The 19,257-nt window shown below is 71.7% G+C and carries 15 protein-coding genes and 1 pseudogene; 8 read left to right on the top strand and 8 right to left on the bottom strand.

Features of this window, described 5'->3' with window-relative positions; genetic code table 11:
* Positions 1-16 precede the first annotated feature (16 nt).
* Positions 17-928 carry an NAD(P)-dependent oxidoreductase gene (locus EOE66_RS02680; RefSeq protein WP_128227127.1) on the top strand — a complete coding sequence of 304 codons (912 nt, stop codon included), beginning with the start codon at positions 17-19 and terminating at the stop codon, positions 926-928.
* A 36-nt stretch (positions 929-964) separates the two neighbouring features.
* Here EOE66_RS02680 and EOE66_RS02675 read toward each other — a convergent pair whose 3' ends face one another.
* Positions 965-1,741, bottom strand: coding sequence for a BON domain-containing protein (locus EOE66_RS02675; protein ID WP_375137449.1), 777 nt, complete (start codon positions 1,739-1,741; stop codon positions 965-967).
* Positions 1,738-2,283, bottom strand: coding sequence for an SIS domain-containing protein (locus tag EOE66_RS02670; RefSeq protein ID WP_128227126.1), 546 nt, complete (start codon positions 2,281-2,283; stop codon positions 1,738-1,740). The genes EOE66_RS02675 and EOE66_RS02670 overlap by 4 nt, the downstream gene beginning before the upstream one ends.
* 235 nt (positions 2,284-2,518) lie before the next feature.
* Between EOE66_RS02670 and EOE66_RS02665 the strand changes: the two genes are divergently transcribed.
* Positions 2,519-3,670 (top strand): trypsin-like serine protease, encoded by a 1,152-nt coding sequence (locus EOE66_RS02665; RefSeq protein WP_164884974.1) that lies wholly within the window; start codon positions 2,519-2,521, stop codon positions 3,668-3,670.
* Between the two features lie 68 nt (positions 3,671-3,738).
* Here the strand turns inward: EOE66_RS02665 and EOE66_RS02660 are convergent, their stop codons facing one another.
* On the bottom strand, positions 3,739-4,191 hold the full coding sequence (locus EOE66_RS02660; protein ID WP_128227125.1) for a YraN family protein: 453 nt from the start codon (positions 4,189-4,191) through the stop codon (positions 3,739-3,741).
* Here EOE66_RS02660 and rsmI point away from each other — a divergent pair.
* On the top strand, positions 4,184-5,119 hold the full coding sequence (rsmI, locus tag EOE66_RS02655) for a 16S rRNA (cytidine(1402)-2'-O)-methyltransferase (protein WP_128227124.1): 936 nt from the start codon (positions 4,184-4,186) through the stop codon (positions 5,117-5,119). The two genes, EOE66_RS02660 and rsmI, sit on opposite strands and share 8 nt — an antisense overlap.
* 2 nt (positions 5,120-5,121) lie before the next feature.
* Here rsmI and EOE66_RS02650 read toward each other — a convergent pair whose 3' ends face one another.
* On the bottom strand, positions 5,122-5,487 hold the full coding sequence (locus EOE66_RS02650; RefSeq protein WP_128227123.1) for a hypothetical protein: 366 nt from the start codon (positions 5,485-5,487) through the stop codon (positions 5,122-5,124).
* 232 nt (positions 5,488-5,719) lie between these two features.
* Here EOE66_RS02650 and tldD point away from each other — a divergent pair, with 232 nt between their 5' ends.
* The 4 genes from tldD to EOE66_RS02630 all read left to right on the top strand — a co-directional run bounded on the left by tldD (position 5,720) and on the right by EOE66_RS02630 (position 10,442).
* Positions 5,720-7,195, top strand: a complete 1,476-nt coding sequence (gene tldD, locus EOE66_RS02645) for a metalloprotease TldD (RefSeq protein WP_128227122.1) — start codon at positions 5,720-5,722, stop codon at positions 7,193-7,195.
* Positions 7,192-8,397, top strand: coding sequence for a threonine ammonia-lyase (locus EOE66_RS02640; RefSeq protein ID WP_128227121.1), 1,206 nt, complete (start codon positions 7,192-7,194; stop codon positions 8,395-8,397). Before tldD ends, EOE66_RS02640 begins: the two co-directional genes overlap by 4 nt.
* Before the next feature lie 11 nt (positions 8,398-8,408).
* Positions 8,409-9,098, top strand: a complete 690-nt coding sequence (locus EOE66_RS02635; protein ID WP_245478872.1) for a DUF502 domain-containing protein — start codon at positions 8,409-8,411, stop codon at positions 9,096-9,098.
* Between the two features lie 213 nt (positions 9,099-9,311).
* Complete coding sequence (locus EOE66_RS02630; protein WP_128227120.1) at positions 9,312-10,442, top strand: 3-deoxy-7-phosphoheptulonate synthase; 1,131 nt, start codon at positions 9,312-9,314, stop codon at positions 10,440-10,442.
* Positions 10,443-10,692: 250 nt separating this feature from the next.
* Here the strand turns inward: EOE66_RS02630 and EOE66_RS02625 are convergent, their stop codons facing one another.
* The 3 genes and pseudogenes from EOE66_RS02625 to EOE66_RS22430 all read right to left on the bottom strand — a co-directional run.
* Entirely contained in the window at positions 10,693-11,415 is a 723-nt protein-coding gene (locus tag EOE66_RS02625; RefSeq protein ID WP_164884973.1) for a PEP-CTERM sorting domain-containing protein, read from the bottom strand.
* A gap of 316 nt (positions 11,416-11,731) precedes the next feature.
* A complete protein-coding gene (locus tag EOE66_RS02620) occupies positions 11,732-14,671 on the bottom strand; it encodes a serine/threonine-protein kinase (RefSeq protein ID WP_128227118.1) in 2,940 nt (979 codons plus the stop codon).
* A 1,999-nt stretch (positions 14,672-16,670) separates the two neighbouring features.
* Positions 16,671-17,612: pseudogene (locus EOE66_RS22430) on the bottom strand (serine/threonine-protein kinase); the annotation flags it as partial.
* Positions 17,613-17,652: 40 nt separating this feature from the next.
* On the opposite strand from EOE66_RS22430, the gene EOE66_RS02610 reads away from it, so the two are divergent.
* Positions 17,653-18,342 carry an ECF-type sigma factor gene (locus tag EOE66_RS02610; protein WP_164884972.1) on the top strand — a complete coding sequence of 230 codons (690 nt, stop codon included), beginning with the start codon at positions 17,653-17,655 and terminating at the stop codon, positions 18,340-18,342.
* On the opposite strand, the gene EOE66_RS02605 is transcribed toward EOE66_RS02610, so the two are convergent.
* Complete coding sequence (locus EOE66_RS02605) at positions 18,275-19,174, bottom strand: PEP-CTERM sorting domain-containing protein (RefSeq protein WP_128227116.1); 900 nt, start codon at positions 19,172-19,174, stop codon at positions 18,275-18,277. The genes EOE66_RS02610 and EOE66_RS02605 overlap by 68 nt on opposite strands.
* Between the last annotated feature and the right edge of the window lie 83 nt (positions 19,175-19,257).

Here is a 19,257-nt window from a genome sequence, read left to right as displayed (position 1 = left end):
GTGTCACGATTCGGGGATGAGCACACCCACCGCTGCGGCTTCCCGCACCTACGACACCGTTCCCGCACGTCGCGTGGCCTTTCTCGGCCTGGGCGTGATGGGCTATCCCATGGCCGGCCACCTGGCGCGCGCCGGGCACCAGGTCACCGTCTACAACCGCACCACCGCCAAGGCCGAGGCCTGGGCCGCGGCCGAAGGCGGGCGTTTCGCCGCCACGCCGCGTGAAGCGGCCGCCGGTGCCGACTTCGTCTTCGCCTGCGTGGGCAACGACGACGACCTGCGTGCCGTGACGCTGCGCGCAGACGGCGCCTTCGCCGGCATGGCGCCGGGCGCGGTCTTCGTCGACCACACCACCGCCAGCGCCGAGGTGGCGCGCGAACTGCACGGTGCCGCCAAGACGCTGGGCCTGCACTTCGTCGACGCGCCCGTCTCCGGCGGCCAGGCCGGCGCGGTCAACGGCGCGCTCACGGTGATGTGCGGCGGCGACGCCGCGCCCTTCGAGGCCATGAAACCCGTGGCGCTGCACTTCGCCAAGGCCGTCACGCGCATTGGCGAGGCCGGCGCCGGGCAGCTGGCCAAGATGGTCAACCAGGTGGCGATCGCCGGGCTGGTGCAGGGCCTGTCGGAAGCCATCGCCTTCGGCCAGAAGGCCGGCCTGGACATGCCGCTGGTGCTGGACGTCATCGGCAAGGGCGCTGCCCAGAGCTGGCAGATGGACAACCGCGGCAAGACCATGGTCGACGACAAGTTCGACTTCGGCTTCGCCGTCGACTGGATGCGCAAGGACCTGGGCCTGGTGCTGGAAGAAGCGCGCCGCAACGGCGCCCGGCTGCCGGTGACGGCGCTGGTGGACCAGTTCTATGCCGAGGTGCAGGCCCTGGGCGGCCGGCGCTGGGACACCTCCAGCCTGATCAAGCGGCTGAAGTGAAGGCCGCCGGGCCGCCGCGGCGGCCCGGCGCCTGGATCACTTGGTGACGCCGGGCGTCGGCGCCGGCATCGGGGCCGGCTGCGGGGCCGGGGCCGAGACAGGGCCGGAAGGTGCAGGCGCAGGCGCGGCAGCGGGAGCCGCTGGCGTGGCCGTGCTCACCGGCGCGGGTGCCGGCGCCGGCGTGGTGCCGCGGCCGATGTTGGCCAGTTCCTGCTCGCTGATCACCTCGAAGGCGCGCACGACCTTCTCGACGCCACTGACCGCCCGCGCCAGCTCGGTGCCGCGGTTGGCCTCGCGCTCGGTGACGCGACCCATCAGGTAGACGATGCCGCGTTCCACCACCACCTTGTAGGCGTTGGCCTGCACGTCCTTGGCGTCGATCAGCGTGGCCTTGACCTTGCTGCTGATGAAGGTGTCGGTGGTGCGCGAACCGAGGGGGCTGTTCGGCCCGATGCCCAGCTCGTTGAGCACGGCCTTCACGTTCTCGACCTTGGCCACCGCCTGCTCGACCGCCTGCTTCTCGGCCGCGCCGGGCACTTCGCCGGTGATCAGCACGGTGCGGTTGTAGCTGGTGATGTTGACGCGGCCCAGCGTGGCCAGTTCGCGCACACGCGCCGAAGCGCGGAACTCGATGCTCTCGTCTTCGAGCTGGATGCCGGTGGTGCGGCGGTCGGTGGCCACCAAGCCCCCGCCGACGACGGCGCCGCCAACGATCAGCGGGGCGCAACCGGCCAGCGTGGCGCCGGCCAGCACCAGGGCCACGGCCGTCAGGCCGGTGCTGGAAAGAGAGCGGTTCTTCTGGACAAGGCTCACGGCGCTTGGTCTCCCATCAACTGGAAATCGACGGCATCGCACAGGCAGTGCAGCACGAGCATCTGCAGCTCGGCCACGCGCGCTGCGCGCTCATGGGGCACGGCCACCAGCACATCGGTCTCGGCCAGCAGTTCGCTGAAGGCCTGGGCCCCACGGCCGGCGAGCACGACGATGGTCATGTCCTTGCCCTGCGCAGCGGAGATGACCATGGTGCTGTGGCCTTCGCCGTCATCAATGTAGAGCAGCACATCCCCCGGCAGGCCCAGGGCCTTGACCTGCTGTGCGGCGTCGGGGCCGGGCGAGAGGGCCAGGGCCGCCAGCGGTGGGCGCTGGCGCTCGAAGCGCCCGGCAAACAGGCGGGCGAGGTGCGGCGCCAGGGCTGCGCCTGCGCCACTGCCCCCCACCAGCACCTTGCCGCCGCTGGTGATAGCCGCCAGCAGGGCGGCGGTGGCCTCGGCGATGGGACGCGCCAATGCCTCGGCGGCCTGGTATTGCAGGTCAGCGCTCTCGAAGAACTGCTGTTGGATGCGCTGTTCAAGCATGGACACGCATCATATGACGGGGTTTCGGCGGGTCGGTTCCCGCCCGCAGCGCCGGCCAAGGCCGGTGCGGGTGTCGCCTGCACGCACCACCCCCCCGCGAACCCGGGGCTACTCCGGCCCCCTGGGCTCGGGGTTGTGCCGGTTTTGCACCGCCATCGCTGGTTACGATCCGGCCATGTCAACGGTCTGTGGACCGCACTGGCGCCCGTTCAACTTCACCGAGTCGATACACCACATGAAGACCCGCATTCTCAAGACCGCCTTCACGGCGCTGGCGCTGGCCGCTTCGATGGCAGCTTCTGCTGCAGACGGCGCGCGCACCAATGTCGCCTCGGGCTCGTTCAACGGCCTGCAGTGGACGGCCCAGAGCCTGCTCACCGGTTTCGCCACCGCCGGCACCGGCACGGCCTCGGCCGCAGGCGACGCTGCCTACCTGCCCAGCTTCCCCGCCAGCACCGGCGTCGTCGGCCTGCTGATGGCCACCACCGCTGGCAACTTCATCTGCACGGGCACGCTGCTGCCGGACCGCCAGTCCATCCTGACCGCAGGCCACTGCGTGAGCGATGGCGCCGGCACCGCCAACCCCCTGAGCACGACGGTGTTCTTCCAGCCGCCTACTGGCCTGAGCCCCACGGCGTCGATCTTCAACAACCCGGCTGCCACCTCGCGCACCGTCACGAACTACTTCGTGAACTCGGGCTACACCGGTGAAGTGATCGACCAGAACGACATCGCCGTCCTGCGCCTGAACGCCCCGGCGCCTGACTGGGCCGTGTCGCACGGCATCTACACCGGTGGCGACCTGACCGGCCAGAACTTCACGGTCAACGGTTACGGCCGCTTGGGCACCGGCGCTGGCGGCACCAACACCGCCACCGGTCGCCTGCGCACCGGTGACAACCGCTACGACTTCCGCTTCGGCGACAGCGCCTTCGGCCCGGGCTACTGGAACGGCGCCTTCGGCACGGCCTCGGTCGAGTTCTCGTACCTCTCCGACTTCGACAACGGCCTGGCCCTCAACGACGCTTCGTGCCGCCTGGCCGCCGACCCCGACTTCACCATCCCCGCGGGTTCGGCCCAGTTCTGCAACACGGGTGTCGGCATCCGTGAAGTCGGCGTTGCCGGCGGTGACTCGGGTGGCCCGAACTTCATCAACGGCCTGATCTCGGGTGTGAACAGCTACGGCCTGAGCTTCGGCACCGCCTACGGCGACGTCAACACCACCCTGAACAGCAGCTTCGGCGAGTTCAGCGGCTACGTGCCCACCTTCATCCACGCCGACTTCATCAACGCCTCGATGGTGCCGGAAGCCTCGACCTACCTGATGATGGGCCTGGGCCTGATCGGCATCGGCGCGGTGGCCCGCCGCCGTCGCACCCAGGCCTGATCACCCGCCTGGCGCAGGCGCGGTCGCGTCTGCAACCGAACGGCCCGCTTCGGCGGGCCGTTTTGTTTTCAGGCCTCGAAGGCCGCCTGCAACCACTCCACCTGCTCGCCGTCCAGCGCCAGCACATCGAAACGGCAGGGCGGCAGGCTCGCGAAGCGCAGCAGGTAGTGCTGCGCCGCCAGCACCAGGCGGCGCTGCTTCGCAAAGGTGACGCTGGCGGCGGCACCCCCGTGGTCGCCGCTGCGGCGCTGGCGCACCTCGACGAAGACCAGCGTGCCATCGCGGTCGCGCATGACGAGGTCGATCTCGCCGCCGCGCGCCGAGGGCCCGCGGGCCACCCGATAATTCCGCTGCTCCAGCACCAAGCCCCGCGCCTGCAACCAGGCCAGGGCACGCAGCTCGGCGGCCTCGCCGCGTGCGGTGGTGGACGTGCCCGCGGCCGTGCCGGGGCTGCCCGCGCGGCCGGCTGCCGTGTGCTGACTTGCTGCGCCTGCCCCGCGCCCTGCCGCCTTCGTGACCACCGACCCCGCCCCCCTGCTGCACGCCGCGCGCCTGGCCACCGGCCACCAGCAGCACCCCGCCGGCACACTCTACGTGGTGGCCACGCCCATCGGCAACCTGGCCGACCTGACGCTGCGCGCCATCCACGTGCTGGGCCTGGTGGACGCCGTGGCCTGCGAAGACACGCGCGTGGCCGCGCAGCTGCTCACGCACCTGGGCCTGCACAAGCCGCTGCGCGCGCTGCACGCCCACAACGAACACGAGGCCGCCCAAGGCGTTTTGGCGCTGCTGGCGCAGGGCCAGCGCGTGGCTTATGTCAGCGATGCCGGCACGCCGGCCGTCAGCGACCCCGGCGCGGTGCTGGTGGCCGCAGCGCGCGCCGCCGGGCACGCTGTGGTGCCGCTGCCCGGGCCCAGCAGCGCGCTCGCCGCCTTGAGCGCCGCGGGCGACACACTGGCCACGGCCTTCTGCTTCATCGGCTTCCTGCCAGCCAAGGGCGGTGACCGCCGCACGGCGCTGGCCGCAGTGCTGGCCGATGCGCGCGCGCATGTCCTCTTCGAGGCACCGCACCGCATCGCCGAGCTCGCTGCGGCGCTCGCCGAGGCTGCGCCGCAGCGCACCGTGACGCTTTGCCGCGAGCTGACCAAGCAGTTCGAGAGCATCGTCACGCGCCCGGCCGCCGAACTGCCAGGCTGGCTGGCGGCCGGCGCCCACCACGAGCGCGGCGAGTTCGTGCTGGTGCTGCATGCCTTGCCGCCGACCGTGGCCGACGATGAAGCGCTGCCGCCCGCAGCGCTGCAGGCCCTGCGCGTGCTGATGCGCGAACTGCCGCTGAAGCAGGCCGTGGCGCTGGCCGCCGAATTGAGCGGCGCGCCGCGCAAGGCGCTGTACCAGCGGGCGCTGGCCGAGCGTGATGCCGGCGCGTCAGAGGGCGAAAGCGACGCCTGAGCTCACGGCGTCGGCGTGGCCGCCGGCTTGGCGTTCTGCGCGTCGTGCTTCTGGTGGCGGATGTCGCGGCTGGCCTTGTTCTGCAGGTGGTGCAGGCGCTTGCGCTCCTGCGCCGTCACGGTGCCGTCGGCCTTCGCGTGCGCCTCGGCCCTGGCGATGCCCTTCTGCTCCATCTCGAGCCGGCGCTGTTCACGCCGCGTCAGGGTGCCTTTCTGCTCACCGGCTTCGATGCGCTGGTCCTGGATGGCCTGGCGGGCGTCCACGCGCGGCGTGGCCGGTGGGGCCGCGGGCTCGGCGGCTTGTGCCCAGGTGGCGCTGGCCAGCAGGCTCAGCAGCGTGGCAGCGGCGGTGATGCGGAGGTTCTTCATGGTCTTCGGGCCTTTCCGGGGGCTGGGGGTTGGAACACCGGCGAGCGGCGTGCTTCCACAATGCGCGCCGCCCTGGCCGCGTTCACATCGCGCGGTCAAGGCGCGGTAAAGAACTGCGAACGGCCGTGCCCAGGCGTGAGCGCCCCACAGCACGGAGAGCCCCAGGGTCATCCGGCCCTGCAGGGGGCGGCTCCTACAATGGTTTTCCACTCCAGCACGCAGGCCGCATGCCATGATCACCCGCGAACCGACGCTCGAACGCCTGGCCATCGCCCAGGGCCTGATGCTCGAACCCTTCGGCATCGGCGAGAGCACGCTGCAGCAGGCCCTGGCCACCATCCGCGAACACCGCGTGGACGACGCCGACCTCTACTTCCAGACCACGCGCCACGAGGGCTGGAGCCTGGAAGAGGGCATCGTCAAGAGCGGCAGCTTCAGCATCGACCAGGGCGTGGGCGTGCGCGCCGTGGCGGGCGAAAAGACGGCCTTCGCCTACAGCGACGACCTGAGCCCGGCCTCGCTGATGGACGCGGCGCGCACCGTGCGCACCATCGCCGCGGCCGGCCAGAACAAGCGCGTGAAGCTGGCGCGTGCGCCCAAGATCGCCGGCAGCCGCGTGCTCTATGCGCCCACCGACCCCATCGGCACGCTGGACAGCACGCAGAAGGTGGCGCTGCTGGAGCGCATGGAGAAGATGGCCCGCGCCAAGGACCCGCGCATCGCGCAGGTGATGGCCAGCCTCTCGGCCGAGTACGACGTGGTGCTGGTGGCGCGTGCCGACGGCACGCGCGCGGCCGACGTGCGCCCGCTGGTGCGCCTGAACCTCACCGTCATCGCCGAGCAGACCGTGGGCGGCGTGGTGCGCCGCGAGGTGGGCAGCGGCGGCGGCGGCGGCCGCTTCGGCCTGGGCTTCTTCACCGACAGCGTGATCCAAGGTTATGTCGACCACGCCGTGAAGGCCGCGCTGACCAACCTGGAAAGCCGCCCCGCCCCAGCCGGCGAGATGACCGTGGTGCTCGGCCCGGGCTGGCCCGGCGTGCTGTTGCACGAGGCCGTGGGCCACGGCCTGGAAGGCGACTTCAACCGCAAGGGCAGCAGCACCTTCAGCGGCCGCATCGGCCAGCGCGTGGCCGCCAAGGGCGTGACGGTGCTCGACGACGGCACGCTGGCCGACCGGCGCGGCAGCCTCAACATCGACGACGAAGGCCACGCCAGCCAGCGCAACGTGCTGATTGAGGACGGCATCCTGCGCGGCTACATCCAGGACAGCCTCAACGCGCGCCTGATGGGCGTAAAGCCCACCGGCAACGGCCGCCGCGAAAGCTACGCCAGCCTGCCCATGCCGCGCATGACCAACACCTACATGCTGGCCGGCGACAAGACCCGAGAAGAGATCATCGCCAGCATGAAACGCGGCCTCTACGCCACCAACTTCGGCGGCGGCCAGGTCGACATCACCAGCGGCAAGTTCGTCTTCAGCGCGAGCGAAGCCTTCTGGGTGGAGAACGGCAAGATCCTCTACCCGGTGAAGGGCGCCACGCTGGTGGGCAACGGCCCCGAGGCGATGACGCGCGTGAGCATGATCGGCAACGACATGGAGCTCGACACCGGCGTGGGCGTGTGCGGCAAGGACGGCCAGAGCGTGCCCGTGGGCGTGGGCCAGCCCACGCTGCGCATCGAAAGGCTGACGGTCGGAGGCACGGCTTGACCGTCACCTTTGCCGACATCGAAGCCGCCGCCGGCCGCCTGGCCGGCCAGGTGCTGGACACGCCTTGCGTCGAGAGCAAGACGCTGGGGCAGATCGTCGGCGCCCGCGTCTTCCTGAAATTCGAGAACCTGCAGTTCACGGCCTCGTTCAAGGAACGCGGCGCGCTGAACAAGCTGGCCACGATGGTGGAAAGCGGGCAGCCCATCAAGGGCGTGATCGCCGCCAGTGCCGGCAACCACGCCCAGGGCGTGGCGCACCACGCGCAGCGCCTGGGCCTGCGGGCCGTCATCGTGATGCCGGTGGCCACACCCACCGTGAAGGTGGAACGCACGCGCGGCTTCGGCGCCGAGGTGGTGCTCCACGGCGAAACCTTCGACGAAGCGCGCAAGCACGCGCTGATGCTGGCCGAGCAGCAGGGCCTGAGCTTCGTGCACCCCTTCGACGACGCCGCTGTCATCGCGGGCCAGGGCACCATCGGCGTGGAGATGCTGCGCGCGCAGCCCGATCTGGACACGCTGGTGATCGCAGTGGGCGGTGGCGGGCTCATCAGCGGCATTGCGACCGCGGTGCGCGAGATCAAGCCCGGCGTGCAGATCGTCGGCGTGCAGACCAGCCGCTTCCCGGCGATGGTCAACGCCATCAAGGGCACGGCGCACCCGCAGGGCGCCAGCACCATCGCAGAAGGCATTGCCGTGGGCCAGCCAGGACAGCTGACGCGCGAACTCATCCGCCAGCGCGTAGACGACCTCGTGCTGGTGGACGAAGGCGACATCGAGCAGGCCGTGCTGATGTTGCTGGAGATCGAGAAGACCGTCGTCGAAGGCGCGGGCGCTGCCGGTCTTGCGGCGCTGCTCAAGCACCCTGAACGGTTCGCCGGCAAACAGGTGGGCCTGGTGCTGTGCGGCGGCAACATCGACCCGCTGATGCTGTCCGCGTTGATCGAACGCGGCATGGTGCGGGCCGGGCGCCTGGCGCGCATCCGCGTCAACGCACGCGACACGCCCGGCGTGCTGGCCCGCATCACCGCCGTGGTGGCCGAGGCCGGCGCCAACATCGACGAAGTGCACCACCAGCGCGCCTTCAGTTCGCTGAGCGCGCAGAACGTGGAGGTGGAACTGGTCTTGCAGACGCGCAATGCCGCGCACGTGCAGGACGTGGTGCAGCGCCTCGCCGCGGCGGGTTTCGAGGCGCAGACGGGCTGAGCGCCATGCCGATGAAACGCGCCCACGCCCACCTGCTGCGGCTCTTCGTCACCGGGCTGCTGGCGGCGCTGCCACTGGCGGCCACCGTGGCCATCTTCGCCTGGGCCGGCAGCGTGCTGGTGCGCTGGCTGGGGCCCGAGAGCCCGGTGGGTTCGCTGCTGGTGGCCATCGGCCTGGGCGTCACGGGTTCGGAGGTGGTGGGCTACCTCATCGGCATCGGCCTCGTGCTGCTGGCGCTGGTGGCGCTGGGGGCCTTGGTGGAAGCCGGCCTGCAGCGCGGCCTGGTGCGGCTGGTGGACGGCGTGATGCGCCGCATTCCGCTGGTGCGGCAGGTCTACGAGATGGTCCAGAAGCTGGTGGCCCTTTTCGCGCAGCGCGACCCGAACCAGGCGCGGGCGATGCAGGCGGTGTGGGTGCGCTTTGGCGGCGAAGCCGGCGGCGCGGTGGTGCTGGCGTTGCAGACCACGGCCACGGCCTTGCTGGTGGAGGGCCGCCGCTGCGTGCCGGTGCTGGTGCCCACGGCGCCCGTGCCCGTGGGCGGCGGGCTGCTCTTCGTGCCCGAGGATTGGGTGACACCGGCGGGCCTGAGCGTGGAGGCGGTGACGAGCGTGTATGTCTCGATGGGCGTCACGGCCCCGCAGCACCTGCCCGTGGCTGCCGGCGCTGTCGCCGCACCAGCGGCCGTCAGCCAGCCGACATGAAGTGCGTGCTACATTCCGCCCCATGCGCCCCGCATCGTTTTACTTTTCGTACTTTTGGTTCTCGCACCGCTTGGCGGCTGGAGAGGCAAACGCGTAAGGTCAACGAACGCACCGCACCCCAGAAACCGCCGGCAGCCCCGGCGGTTTTTTCTTGTCTGGGGCCCTGCAGGCCAGCCTTCAACACCCGAAACGGAACCCGTCAGGAACCCCTTCATGAGCCCGAAGAACGCGATCCCCAACGACGAGCGCCTCGCCCTGTCGGAGAAGACCAGCCAGACCGACGACCAGCGCATCCGCGATGTCACGCCGCTGCCGCCGCCGGAGCACCTGATCCGCTTCTTCCCCATCGCCGACACGCCGATCGAGACGCTGGTGAAGGACACGCGCAACCATGTGCGCCAGATCATGCAGGGCGAGGACGACCGGCTGCTGGTGATCATCGGCCCGTGCAGCATCCACGACCCGGCCGCCGCGGTGGAGTACGCCCGCAAACTCAAGGCCGAGCGTGAACGCCACGCCGGCGAGCTGGAGGTGGTGATGCGCGTGTACTTCGAGAAGCCGCGCACCACGGTGGGCTGGAAGGGCCTGATCAACGACCCCTACCTGGACGAGAGCTACCGCATCCACGAAGGGCTGCGCATCGCGCGGCAGCTGCTGGTGGACATCAACCGCCTGGGCGTGCCAGCGGGCAGCGAGTTCCTCGACGTGATCAGCCCGCAGTACATCGGCGACCTCATCAGCTGGGGCGCCATCGGCGCGCGCACCACCGAGAGCCAGGTGCACCGCGAACTGGCCAGCGGCCTGAGTGCGCCGGTTGGCTTCAAGAACGGCACCGACGGCAACGTGAAGATCGCCATCGACGCCATCCAGGCCGCCAGCCGCCCGCACCACTTCATGAGCGTGCACAAGAACGGCCAGGTGGCCATCGTCGAGACCAAGGGCAACAAGGACTGCCACGTCATCCTGCGCGGCGGCAAGACGCCGAACTACGACGCCGCCAGCGTGGCCGCGGCCTGCGCCGAGATCGAGGCCAGCAAGCTGCCCTGCCGCCTGATGGTGGACGCCAGCCACGCCAACAGCAGCAAGCAGCACCAGCGCCAGATCGAGGTGATGAAGGACGTGGGCGCGCAGCTCGCCGCCGGCAGCCGCTGCATCTTCGGCGTGATGGTGGAAAGCCACCTGAGCGGCGGCGCGCAGAAGTTCACCCCGGGCAAGGACGACCCGGCCAAGCTGGCCTACGGGCAGAGCATCACCGATGCGTGCATCGACTGGAACGACACGGTGGGTGTGCTCGACGGGCTGGCGGCGGCCGTGAAGGCCAGGCGTGCGGCGAAAAAGAGCTGAGCCGGGTGCTCAGCCGGCGCGAATGGGCCGCTCTCGCTGACTCAGCCAACCAACGCGCCGACACGGCTGGGGTCCCTTCGTTGCCTCAGGGAGCCAGTTCGTGTCGGAACCTCACGAATGCGGACCGGCCCCCGCTGCGGCATCGCTGCACGGAGACACAGTCTGGGCACCGATCGGTCGCGGATGTTGCACTGGCCCGCTGGGAGAAGCCTGCAGCGGATCGTGGCCCCTCAGGGGAATCGGACGGCTGTCAATCAGCGCGGCTGCGGCTGCGGCCACGACTCAAGCCGAGGCCCATCAGCGCCAAACCAACCAGTGCCAGAGAACCGGGTTCGGGCACTTGCGTCACGACTGGCGAGGTACCGAAGGTGGTTGCGTCGTTGTGGATGCGGATGAAATCCACCCGGCCGGCAAAAGCCTCGTTCTGGCTCGTCGCGAGGTCATCTTCGACGAAGTTCAGGACGTTGCCTGACGGTACGCCCTGGTTGCCGGTCGAAGCAACGCTCACCAGATTCACGCCATTCAGCCAGAGAGACAGCGAATTGGTGGCGCTTGAACGAACCAGACCGACGGTGAAGTCGGTGTCCAGGCTGACGCTGCCGAAAGTGCCGGTCGCGGTGTAGAACCTGATGGCTCCGTTCAGCACGTAGAGGCCAAGGTCGCTGCTGAGATCTTCAAAGTCGATCAGCTTGTTGTAGCCCGACGTGCTGTCGGTGACACGCAAACGCATCTCGATGGCGTAGTCAGTGGTGCTGGGAAGCGCAGAGGTCAGACGCAAGCCCTGATTCAGGCCGAAGGTGTAGCCGCCAGCGCCCAGAACACCCCCTGATGCTTGCAAGGCATTGCCATTGCCCAGGGTGTCGGTCAGGGTGCCATTGAAGTCATAGCTCTTCACGAGCGCCGCGTTTGCAGCCATGGCGCCAACGGTCAGCAGCGCGCCAACGAGCATCTTCAGGGGGGAATTCGGTGTCATCTTGGATTCGAATGAGAAAGGGCGGGGATTTTTGAGGCTCTGACAGCACGCTTCATGCCACACGCGCATCGAGCATCACCGAGCGAGCCTAAGCGCCTGATTCAAAACAGATTCGGGCAGAGCAGCCTGCATTCGGGACACCCCACGGCAGGCAGGGGTTGTCAAGTTTCACGACAGCTGTCGGGATGTTGCCCGCCAGCCGCCCGTGCAGGCGCGCCGACTCAGCAGGGGTCCAAGCCATCCGGGTCTGCGACGGGCCACCCGACGGTGCAACCCGCGGTCGCGCGAGGCCCCGTACAAGGCCTGAGCACGCCGCTCAGCCGGCGGCCTGCGCGGCCAGCCAGCGTGATTCGGCCCGCGTTGCGGGCTCCACCAGCCCGCGCGCTGCCAGTTCGGCCTGCTGCTGCAGCGCCGCCGTCACCAGCCGCGCTTGCAAGGCCGCGGTGGCTTCGCCCGTGCAACTCACCGCCAGGCGCACGGCCAGCTGCCAGCTGCGCACGGCCTCGATGGCGTCACTGGGGTCGCGCACGGCGCGCATGGCCTGCAGGCGTTCGAGCGCGGCCTCGGCCGAGGCGGCGGCTTCGTCGGGCAGGCCCATCGCGCTGGCCAGCTGCGCGCCCGCGATGTGGATGTTGGCTTCCAGCTCGCAGTCCAGCGCGGCGGGGTCGTCGCGCAGGCGCAGCGTGCCGCCGTGCATCCAGGCGTGCAGGCGCTGCAGCCGCTGCTGCGCGGCGTCCAGCCGGCCGCAACGCGCCCAGGCCAGGGCCTGCAGGCTGTCCATCCACGCGTGCTGCCAGGGGCGTTTGCACAGCGGGTCGGCTTCATGCGCGGGGGTCAGCACCGGCAGGTGCTGGTGGGCCTGGGTGTACAGCGCCTCGGCCTCGGCTTCACGGCCGCGGTGCAGGCACAGGTCCAGCAAGGTCTGCGAAACAGCCACCAGCTGGCGCTGCCGGTGTTCGTCGCCCGGGTTGTCGTGCAGGTCGCGCTGCGCTTGCAGCAGCGCCGGGGCCAGGGCCTCCGCGCCTTCGTCGTAGAGGCCCGCCGCGCGGCTGGTGATGGCCACGCGGATGGCGGCCTGCGCGTAGTCGCTGGCGCGCAGCGGCTCGCCGTCGGGCAGGCCGATGGCGCGCTCCAGGAAGGCGAAGGCCTCGCGCTCTGCCGCCACGGCGGCTGGCAACTGCCCTGAGATGGCCACGTGGCCGGCGGACAGGCGCATGACGAAGCCCCGCACGCGCAGCGCCTGGGGCTGCGTGGGCGCCCAGGCCACGAGTTCTTCGCTGCGCCGCACGGCGGCTTCGACGTGGCGGCGCGCCAGCGCCAGATCGGCCAGGCCGTGGAAACGCACCACCGGGTAGGCCTGGTCGGCGCGGTGGGCCAGCAGCGCGCACTCGTGGCAGCGCAGGCGCAGGTCTTCCGGCGCCAGCTTCACGGCCTGCTGGGCGTGGCCCACCGCCCTGTCGATGGCGGCCATGGCTTCTGCCGGCCGGCGCAGCTGGCGTGTGACGGCGAAGCGCCCTTCCAGCGCCGCGCCCATGGCCGCGTGCCAGCCGGCGTGGGCCTGCAGGCGCGGTGCCAGCGGCTCCAGCACCTGCAGCGCGCGGTCGTAGAGCACCAGCGCGCCGGCCACGTTGCCGACGTTGTTGGTGTTCTCGTGCCCCTCCAGCCGCGCCAGGCGGGCCAGGGCCATGCCCAGCTCCACGCGCTCGGCATCGCTCATCTGGCCGAAGGCGGTCTGGCGTTCCAGCGATTGCGCGGCCGCACTCACCAGCGCCTTGCGGCCTTCGATCTGGCCGCGCTCCAGCGCCTCGTTCACCTCGAAGACCATGCTGTTGGCCAGCCGGCGCAGCTCGCCCAGGTGGCGCGTGGCGCTGTCGCGCGCACGCGCAGCCTCATCCAAGGCGCGCTGCGCCCGCTGCGCCTGCACCAGCGCCAGCACCAGGCCGGCGCCCAGGCCGGTGGCGCCCAGCGCCAGGGCCACGCGCCCCTGCAGCAGCGTGGCCAGCAGGCCCGTGAGCAGGCCCAGGCCGCCCAGGGCGCCGGCCGCCGCGGCCGCGCGGTGGCGGCGCAGCCACTTGCCCAGCACGTAGGCCGGGCTGGCGGCGCGTGCGCTGACGGGCCGGCCGTCGAGGTAAGCCTGCACGTCGGCGGCCAGCGCGTCGACGCTGGCGTAGCGCTCGGCCGGCTGCTTGCCCAGGGTCTTGAGCAGGATGTTGTCGAGGTCGCCTTCGAGCCGGCGGCGCGTCTGCACCCATTGCGGGTCGGGCACGTCTTCGCTGCTCAGGCGGCTGGGGCGCGTGGGCTGCTCGTCGAGCACGCTGCGCGCGGCCTCGGCGGCGTTGGTGGCCTTGCGGCCGGTGGGCCGCGTGCCGGTGAGCAGCTGGTACAGCAGCACACCCAGGCTGTAGATGTCGGTGGCGGTGGTGACGGGTTCGCCGCGCACCTGCTCGGGGCTGGCGTAGTGCGGCGTGTAGGGGCGCACGCCGCCCACGGTGGTGGCGCCGTCGGCGTCGCCGTCGGGGCCCAGGCGATGCTCCAGCGGGTCCAGCGCCTTGGCGATGCCGAAGTCGAGCAGCTTGACCTGGCCGTCCTGGTCCACCAGCACGTTGCTGGGCTTGAGATCGCGGTGCACCAGCAGGTTGCGGTGCGCGTGCGCCACGGCATCGGTCAGCTGCAGGAAGAGGCGCAGCCGCGCCTCCAGCGGCATGGTGGCGGTGGCGCGGTGGATGGGCTGGCCTTCCACCAGCTCCATCACGAAGTAGGGCCGGCCGTCGGCGCTGAGCCCGGCATCGAGCAGCCGCGCGATGTGCGGGTGGTTCAGGCGGGCCAGCGCCTGCTGCTCTTGTGCAAAACGCGCCAGCACGGCAGCGCTGTCCATGCCGCGCTTGAGCAGCTTGACGGCGGCCGCACCCTCGAAGCGCCCGTCGTTGCGCGCGGCGCGCCAGACCTCGCCCATGCCCCCGGCGCCCAGCGGCGCCAGCAGGCGCCACGCGCCCAGCTGCAGGCCGGCGGTGGTCACGGGCGCGGGCAGCGGGCGTGCCGCGGTGTGGTCGAGAAAGGCGGCGCCGTCGGCGTCGGCGCTGCTCACCTCGGCAGCGTGGGCCAGCAGCGAACGCAGCTCCGCCACCAGGGCCGGTGTCAGTGCGGGGTCGGCCAGCAGGGCCTCGCGTTCGGCGGCCGCCAGGGGCAGTGCGGCGTCGAAGAGCTCGCGCAATCGGGCCCAGTCGGACTGGGGCACGGGGGCGGGAGGCAGGCTCACGGCGCGATGTTAGGAGCGATGGCCGCCCGGCCTCGCGGCGCGCGCCGGTCGCAGCCGGTGCGGCACAGGCGGTGGATCGCCCTGCTCCCGACGCCGGCGCGGGCGTGGTGCCGGGGCGGGTGCCGCACGGGGCCCGGAGCCGCCGCTGCCGGCCAGCACGGTGCAGCGCCCGCCGGTGTGCGGGTGCAGACGCGGGCGGGGTCCGTGGGCATGGGGTGTTTCCTGGGGCCGGGTCATCGGGCGCGCTGGCAGCAGCGTCGGGCCCTGCCATCCCCCGCTTACGCCGCGCGGCGGGTGCAAACGTGTCACGCGCAGCCGGCGGCTTCAGCGCCCCACGGCGGCTGCGGCTGCCTGCACCAAGGCCGCGAACAGCGGCGGCAGCGGCTTCCTCACGCCGGCCGGCGCCGGCCAGGGCCCGCGCGCGCTCGCCTTCGGCCAGCGCCAGGCCCCAGCGGCGAGCGGCGTTGTCGGGGTCGGGCGGCGTGGCCTGCACGAGGGCCAGCGCGGCGTCGGCATCGGCCAGGGCCTGGGCTGGCGAGGGCGCGGGTCCGGCCAGGTGCATGCGGGCCCGCCAGAGCCGCGCCTCGGCGTGCCAGTGCGTGACCAGGAAATCCTGCCCGTGGGCCGGGGGCAGCGTGGCCAGCGCCTCGTCCAGGCGCGCCAGCGCCTCGGCGCGCCGCCCCGCCAGCGCCGCAGACCGCCCGCGCACCACCTGCAGCACGGCCAGGTCGCGCTGCAGCGCGCGGTTCTCCTTCTCGGCGGCGGCCAGGCGTCGGTTCTGCGCGTCCACGTCGTCCAGCAGCGCCTGCGAGCGGGCGTGTTCCCCGGCCAGCGCCAGGCTGGAGCCCAGGCGCAGCTGGAAGACCACCGCCTGGTAGCGCAGGTGATGGTCGTCGGGACGCGCCGCGGCGGCGCTGCGGCGCAAGGCCAGGGCCCGTTCGGCCGCGGCCGTGGATGCCGACCACTCGGCCTTCAGCAGATGCAGCACCTGCTGGTTGCCCACCGCCCACGCCAGCTGGTGCTGCCATTCGGCGACCTGGGGCTCGCGCGCCATCAAGCCTTCGAGCAGCGCCGTGGACCTCGCGTAGTGCCCCGCGGCTTCGTCGATGCGGCCCAGGCTGGCCAAGGAAGCCGCGCCGGCCTTCACCAGGCCCAGCCGCCCCTCCAAGGTGGCCAGGCGCGACACCGCGGCCGGCGTGTCGCCCAAGGCCTGGCGCATGCGCTCGGCCAGGGGCTGGGCCTGCTCCAGCGCCCGCAACGCCGGCTGCAGACGGCCGCGCCGCGTGTGCAGCAGCGAACGCATCAGCCACATGTCCACCGCCGGCGGCAGCGCGGCGGGGTCCACGCGGGCGCGCTGCAGGTACAGCGGCTGCAGGCGCAACGCCTGCTCGATGCTGGCCTCGGCAGCGTCCAGCCGCTCCTGGCTGGGCGAGAAGGTCTCGCCCTGCAGCGCCGCCACGCGGAAGTGGGTTTCCGCGAGTTCGCGGGCGAGCGCTGCGTCGTCGCCCACCTCGGCAGTGAGGGTGGCCAGATAACGCTGCGCGTCGGCCAGCAGCGCCTCACGCGCCGGCAGGGCGCCCGCGAGGTTGACGATCTTGTCGTGGTGCTCGAACAGCAAGCGCTGCGACAGCGCGCGGGCCTGCGCGAAGCGCCTCTCCGCCTGGGCCTGGGCGGCCTGCGTTTCGTGCACCTGGTGCAACAGCGCCGCCAGGGCGCCCAGCAGCGCCAGCAGGGCAGCCGCCGAGAGCGCCACGGGCACGCGGTGCCGCGCCAGGAAACGCCGCACCCGGTAGGCCGCGCCCGGCGGGCCCGCGCTGACGGGACGGCCGTCCTGCCAGGCCCGCAGGTCTGCCGCGAGCGCGTCCACGCTGGGGTAACGCTCGACCACCTGGAGCGCCAGCGCCTTCATCACGATGCGATCGAGATCGCCCCGCAGCGTGCGCACCCAAGGGTCGCCGGCGGGCAGCGCCTGGCTGGGCGGCACCGGGGTGGTGTTCAGCACGGCCTGCAGCACCTCGCGCGCGCCAGGGCCGGCCTGGGCGTGCGGGCGCCGGCCGGCCAGCAGTTCGTAGAGCATCACGCCCAGGCTGTAGACGTCGGTGCCGGTGCCCACGGGCTCGCCGCGCACCTGCTCGGGGCTGGCGTAGTGCGGTGTCAGCGGGCGCTCGCCCGCCTGCGTGAGGCCGGGGTCGGCGCCCTCCAGCGGGTCCAGGGCCTTGGCAATGCCGAAGTCCAGCAGCTTCACCTGCCCTTGCTGATCCACCAGCACGTTGCCCGGCTTGAGGTCGCGGTGCACCAGCAGCTGCCGGTGCGCAAAGGCCACGGCATCGGCCAGTTGAAGAAAGAGGGCCAGCCGCTCGCCCAGCGGCCGGCCAGCGCAGGCGCGGTCGATGGGCTGGCCTTCGACGAGCTCCATCACGAAGCAGGGCGTGCCGTCGGGCAGGCGCTCGGCATCCAGCAGCCTTGCGATGTGCGGGTGGTTCAGCCGCGCCAGCGCCCGCTGCTCCTGGGCAAAACGCGCCAGCACGGCCGCGTTGTCGATGCCCGGGCGCAGCAGCTTGACGGCCGCGCGGCCGGCCCAGGCGCCGTCGGCGCGGTGTGCCGACCAGACCTCGGCCATGCCGCCCTGGCCGAGCCGTGTGTCCAGTTGCCAGGGGCCGACCTGCTGGCCCTGACGTTCGGGCCAGGCCGCCGCCGCCGGGGCAGCGCCCGGCAGGCTGGCGGGCTGCGCCAGGAAGCGCTCGCCGGCGCGCTCTTCGGCCGCGTGCTGGGCCAGCAGCGCCCGCACCTCGGCCAGCAGGGCCGGCGGACCTTCGGCGGCCCGCAGCTGCTGCTCGCGCTCAGGCGGCGGCAGGTCGAGCAGGCGCTCGAACAGCGTCTTCACCGCCGGCCAAGGCGGCCGTTCGCTGCCTTGCGGGGGAGGAGGATCGGGGTCGGACATCGCTGCAGCGCCCAGGCGTTCAGACAGGCCACGGCGGCCCGTGGCAGCCATCGTAGGCGCACCCCGCAGGCGGGGGGCCGTCATCGTTCACGCTGCAGCGGTGCCGCTGGTGGGGCATGGCTTGCCTGGCGCCACGCCCTGCACCAGCATCACCGCCGTGGACAAGCCCGCGCCCGCCCTCGACGACTGGCTCGCCCGCCTGGGCACCGACCCGCAGGCGGCCCAGCAGGTCTACACGCTGCTGTACGGCGAGCTGCACCGCGCGGCCGCCGGGCACATGCGGCGCGAGGCTGCCGGCCACACGCTCAGCGCCACGGCGCTCGTCAACGAAACCTGGCTGCGTCTGTCGGCGCAGACGCGTACGGCCTGGCAGAACCGGCAGCACTTCGTGGCAGTGGCCAGCACGATGATGCGGCGCATCCTGGTGGACCACGCGGTAGCCCACCGAGCGGCCAAGCGCGAGGCCGAGCTGCAGGTGCTCAACACCACGCTGGTGGACCGTCATGCGCTGGGCGTGCAGGCCGACGTGGTGGCCGTGCACGAGGCGCTGCTGGCGCTGGAGCAACAAGACCCGCGTGCCGCGCAGGTGGTGGAGCTGAAGTTCTTCGGCGGGCTGGACGTCGACGAGATCGCGCAGGCGCTCGACATCTCGCGCGCCACCGTCAAGCGCGACTGGGCGCTGGCCCGGGCATGGCTGCGGCGCGAGCTGGGCGGCCAGACCGAGCCCTGAACAGAAGACCGGCCAGCGCCAGCACCGCCAGGGCCAGGCTGCCGGGCTCGGGCACGCTGCCGCCGCCAGGGTTGCCGGGGCCGGTGGCGGGGGCCAGGCCCAGCGACATCGAAGTCAGCCTGAACTCGCCCTCCGCCCAGTAGTCCAGCACGTTGACGGCGCTGTAGCGGTACATCAGGTAGCTGTTGGTCTGACCGCCACCGGGTGCGCCGGTGATGGCAGCGATGTCGGCGGCGTCGAAGTCGAGGGTCTGCACCAGCGCGTCGCTGGCCAGGAAGTCGAAGATGCCGAAGAGCTTCAAGCGCAGCTGCGTGGTGGCCAGGGCGCCGCCCGAGCAGGTGGCCGGGTTGCTGTTGTCGCTGCACAGCAGGCGCTGGCTGCCGTCGCCGATCTCGTAGATGTCCTGCTGCACGAAGTTCACGGGCGGGATGTTCTGCACCGCGGCGTATTCGAGGCTGTGCTGCGTGGCCGGCCCCATGTACTCGCTGGCGTTGAAGTTCCTGCCGGCGATGCTGTAGGTGGCGGTGAAGAAGTCAGCGGGCTGGGGAAAGAGCCCGTTGGTGGGCCCGTAGCTGCCGTTGTAGATGCTGGCGTTCTGGTCGGCGTAGGCGGTGCTGTCGATGACGATGCGGCCGCTGATCACCTGCCCGTTCTGGCCGCCCTCGGTGTTGGCACCGAAGAGCTCGCCCATGCCCGGGTTGCCGCGGTCTGCGCTGTTGGTGATGACCCCGGTGAAGTTCAGGTGGTACAGCGGGCCTGCGGCGGCTGGCAGCGCGCCCACGGCCAGGGCCAGGGCCGCGGGCAGGCCGACGAGAAAGCGGATGCTGGGCATGGAAGGTCTCCGTGAGGGGTTGCCGCGGGCCCGTGGCCTGCTCAGGGTTCTCACGCGCAACGCCCGCGGATCCGGGCTCACCG

The sequence above is a fragment of the Rubrivivax rivuli genome (assembly GCF_004016505.1).
Taxonomy (GTDB): domain Bacteria; phylum Pseudomonadota; class Gammaproteobacteria; order Burkholderiales; family Burkholderiaceae_C; genus Rubrivivax; species Rubrivivax rivuli.
This window is presented reverse-complemented; position numbering and strand designations above follow the sequence as displayed.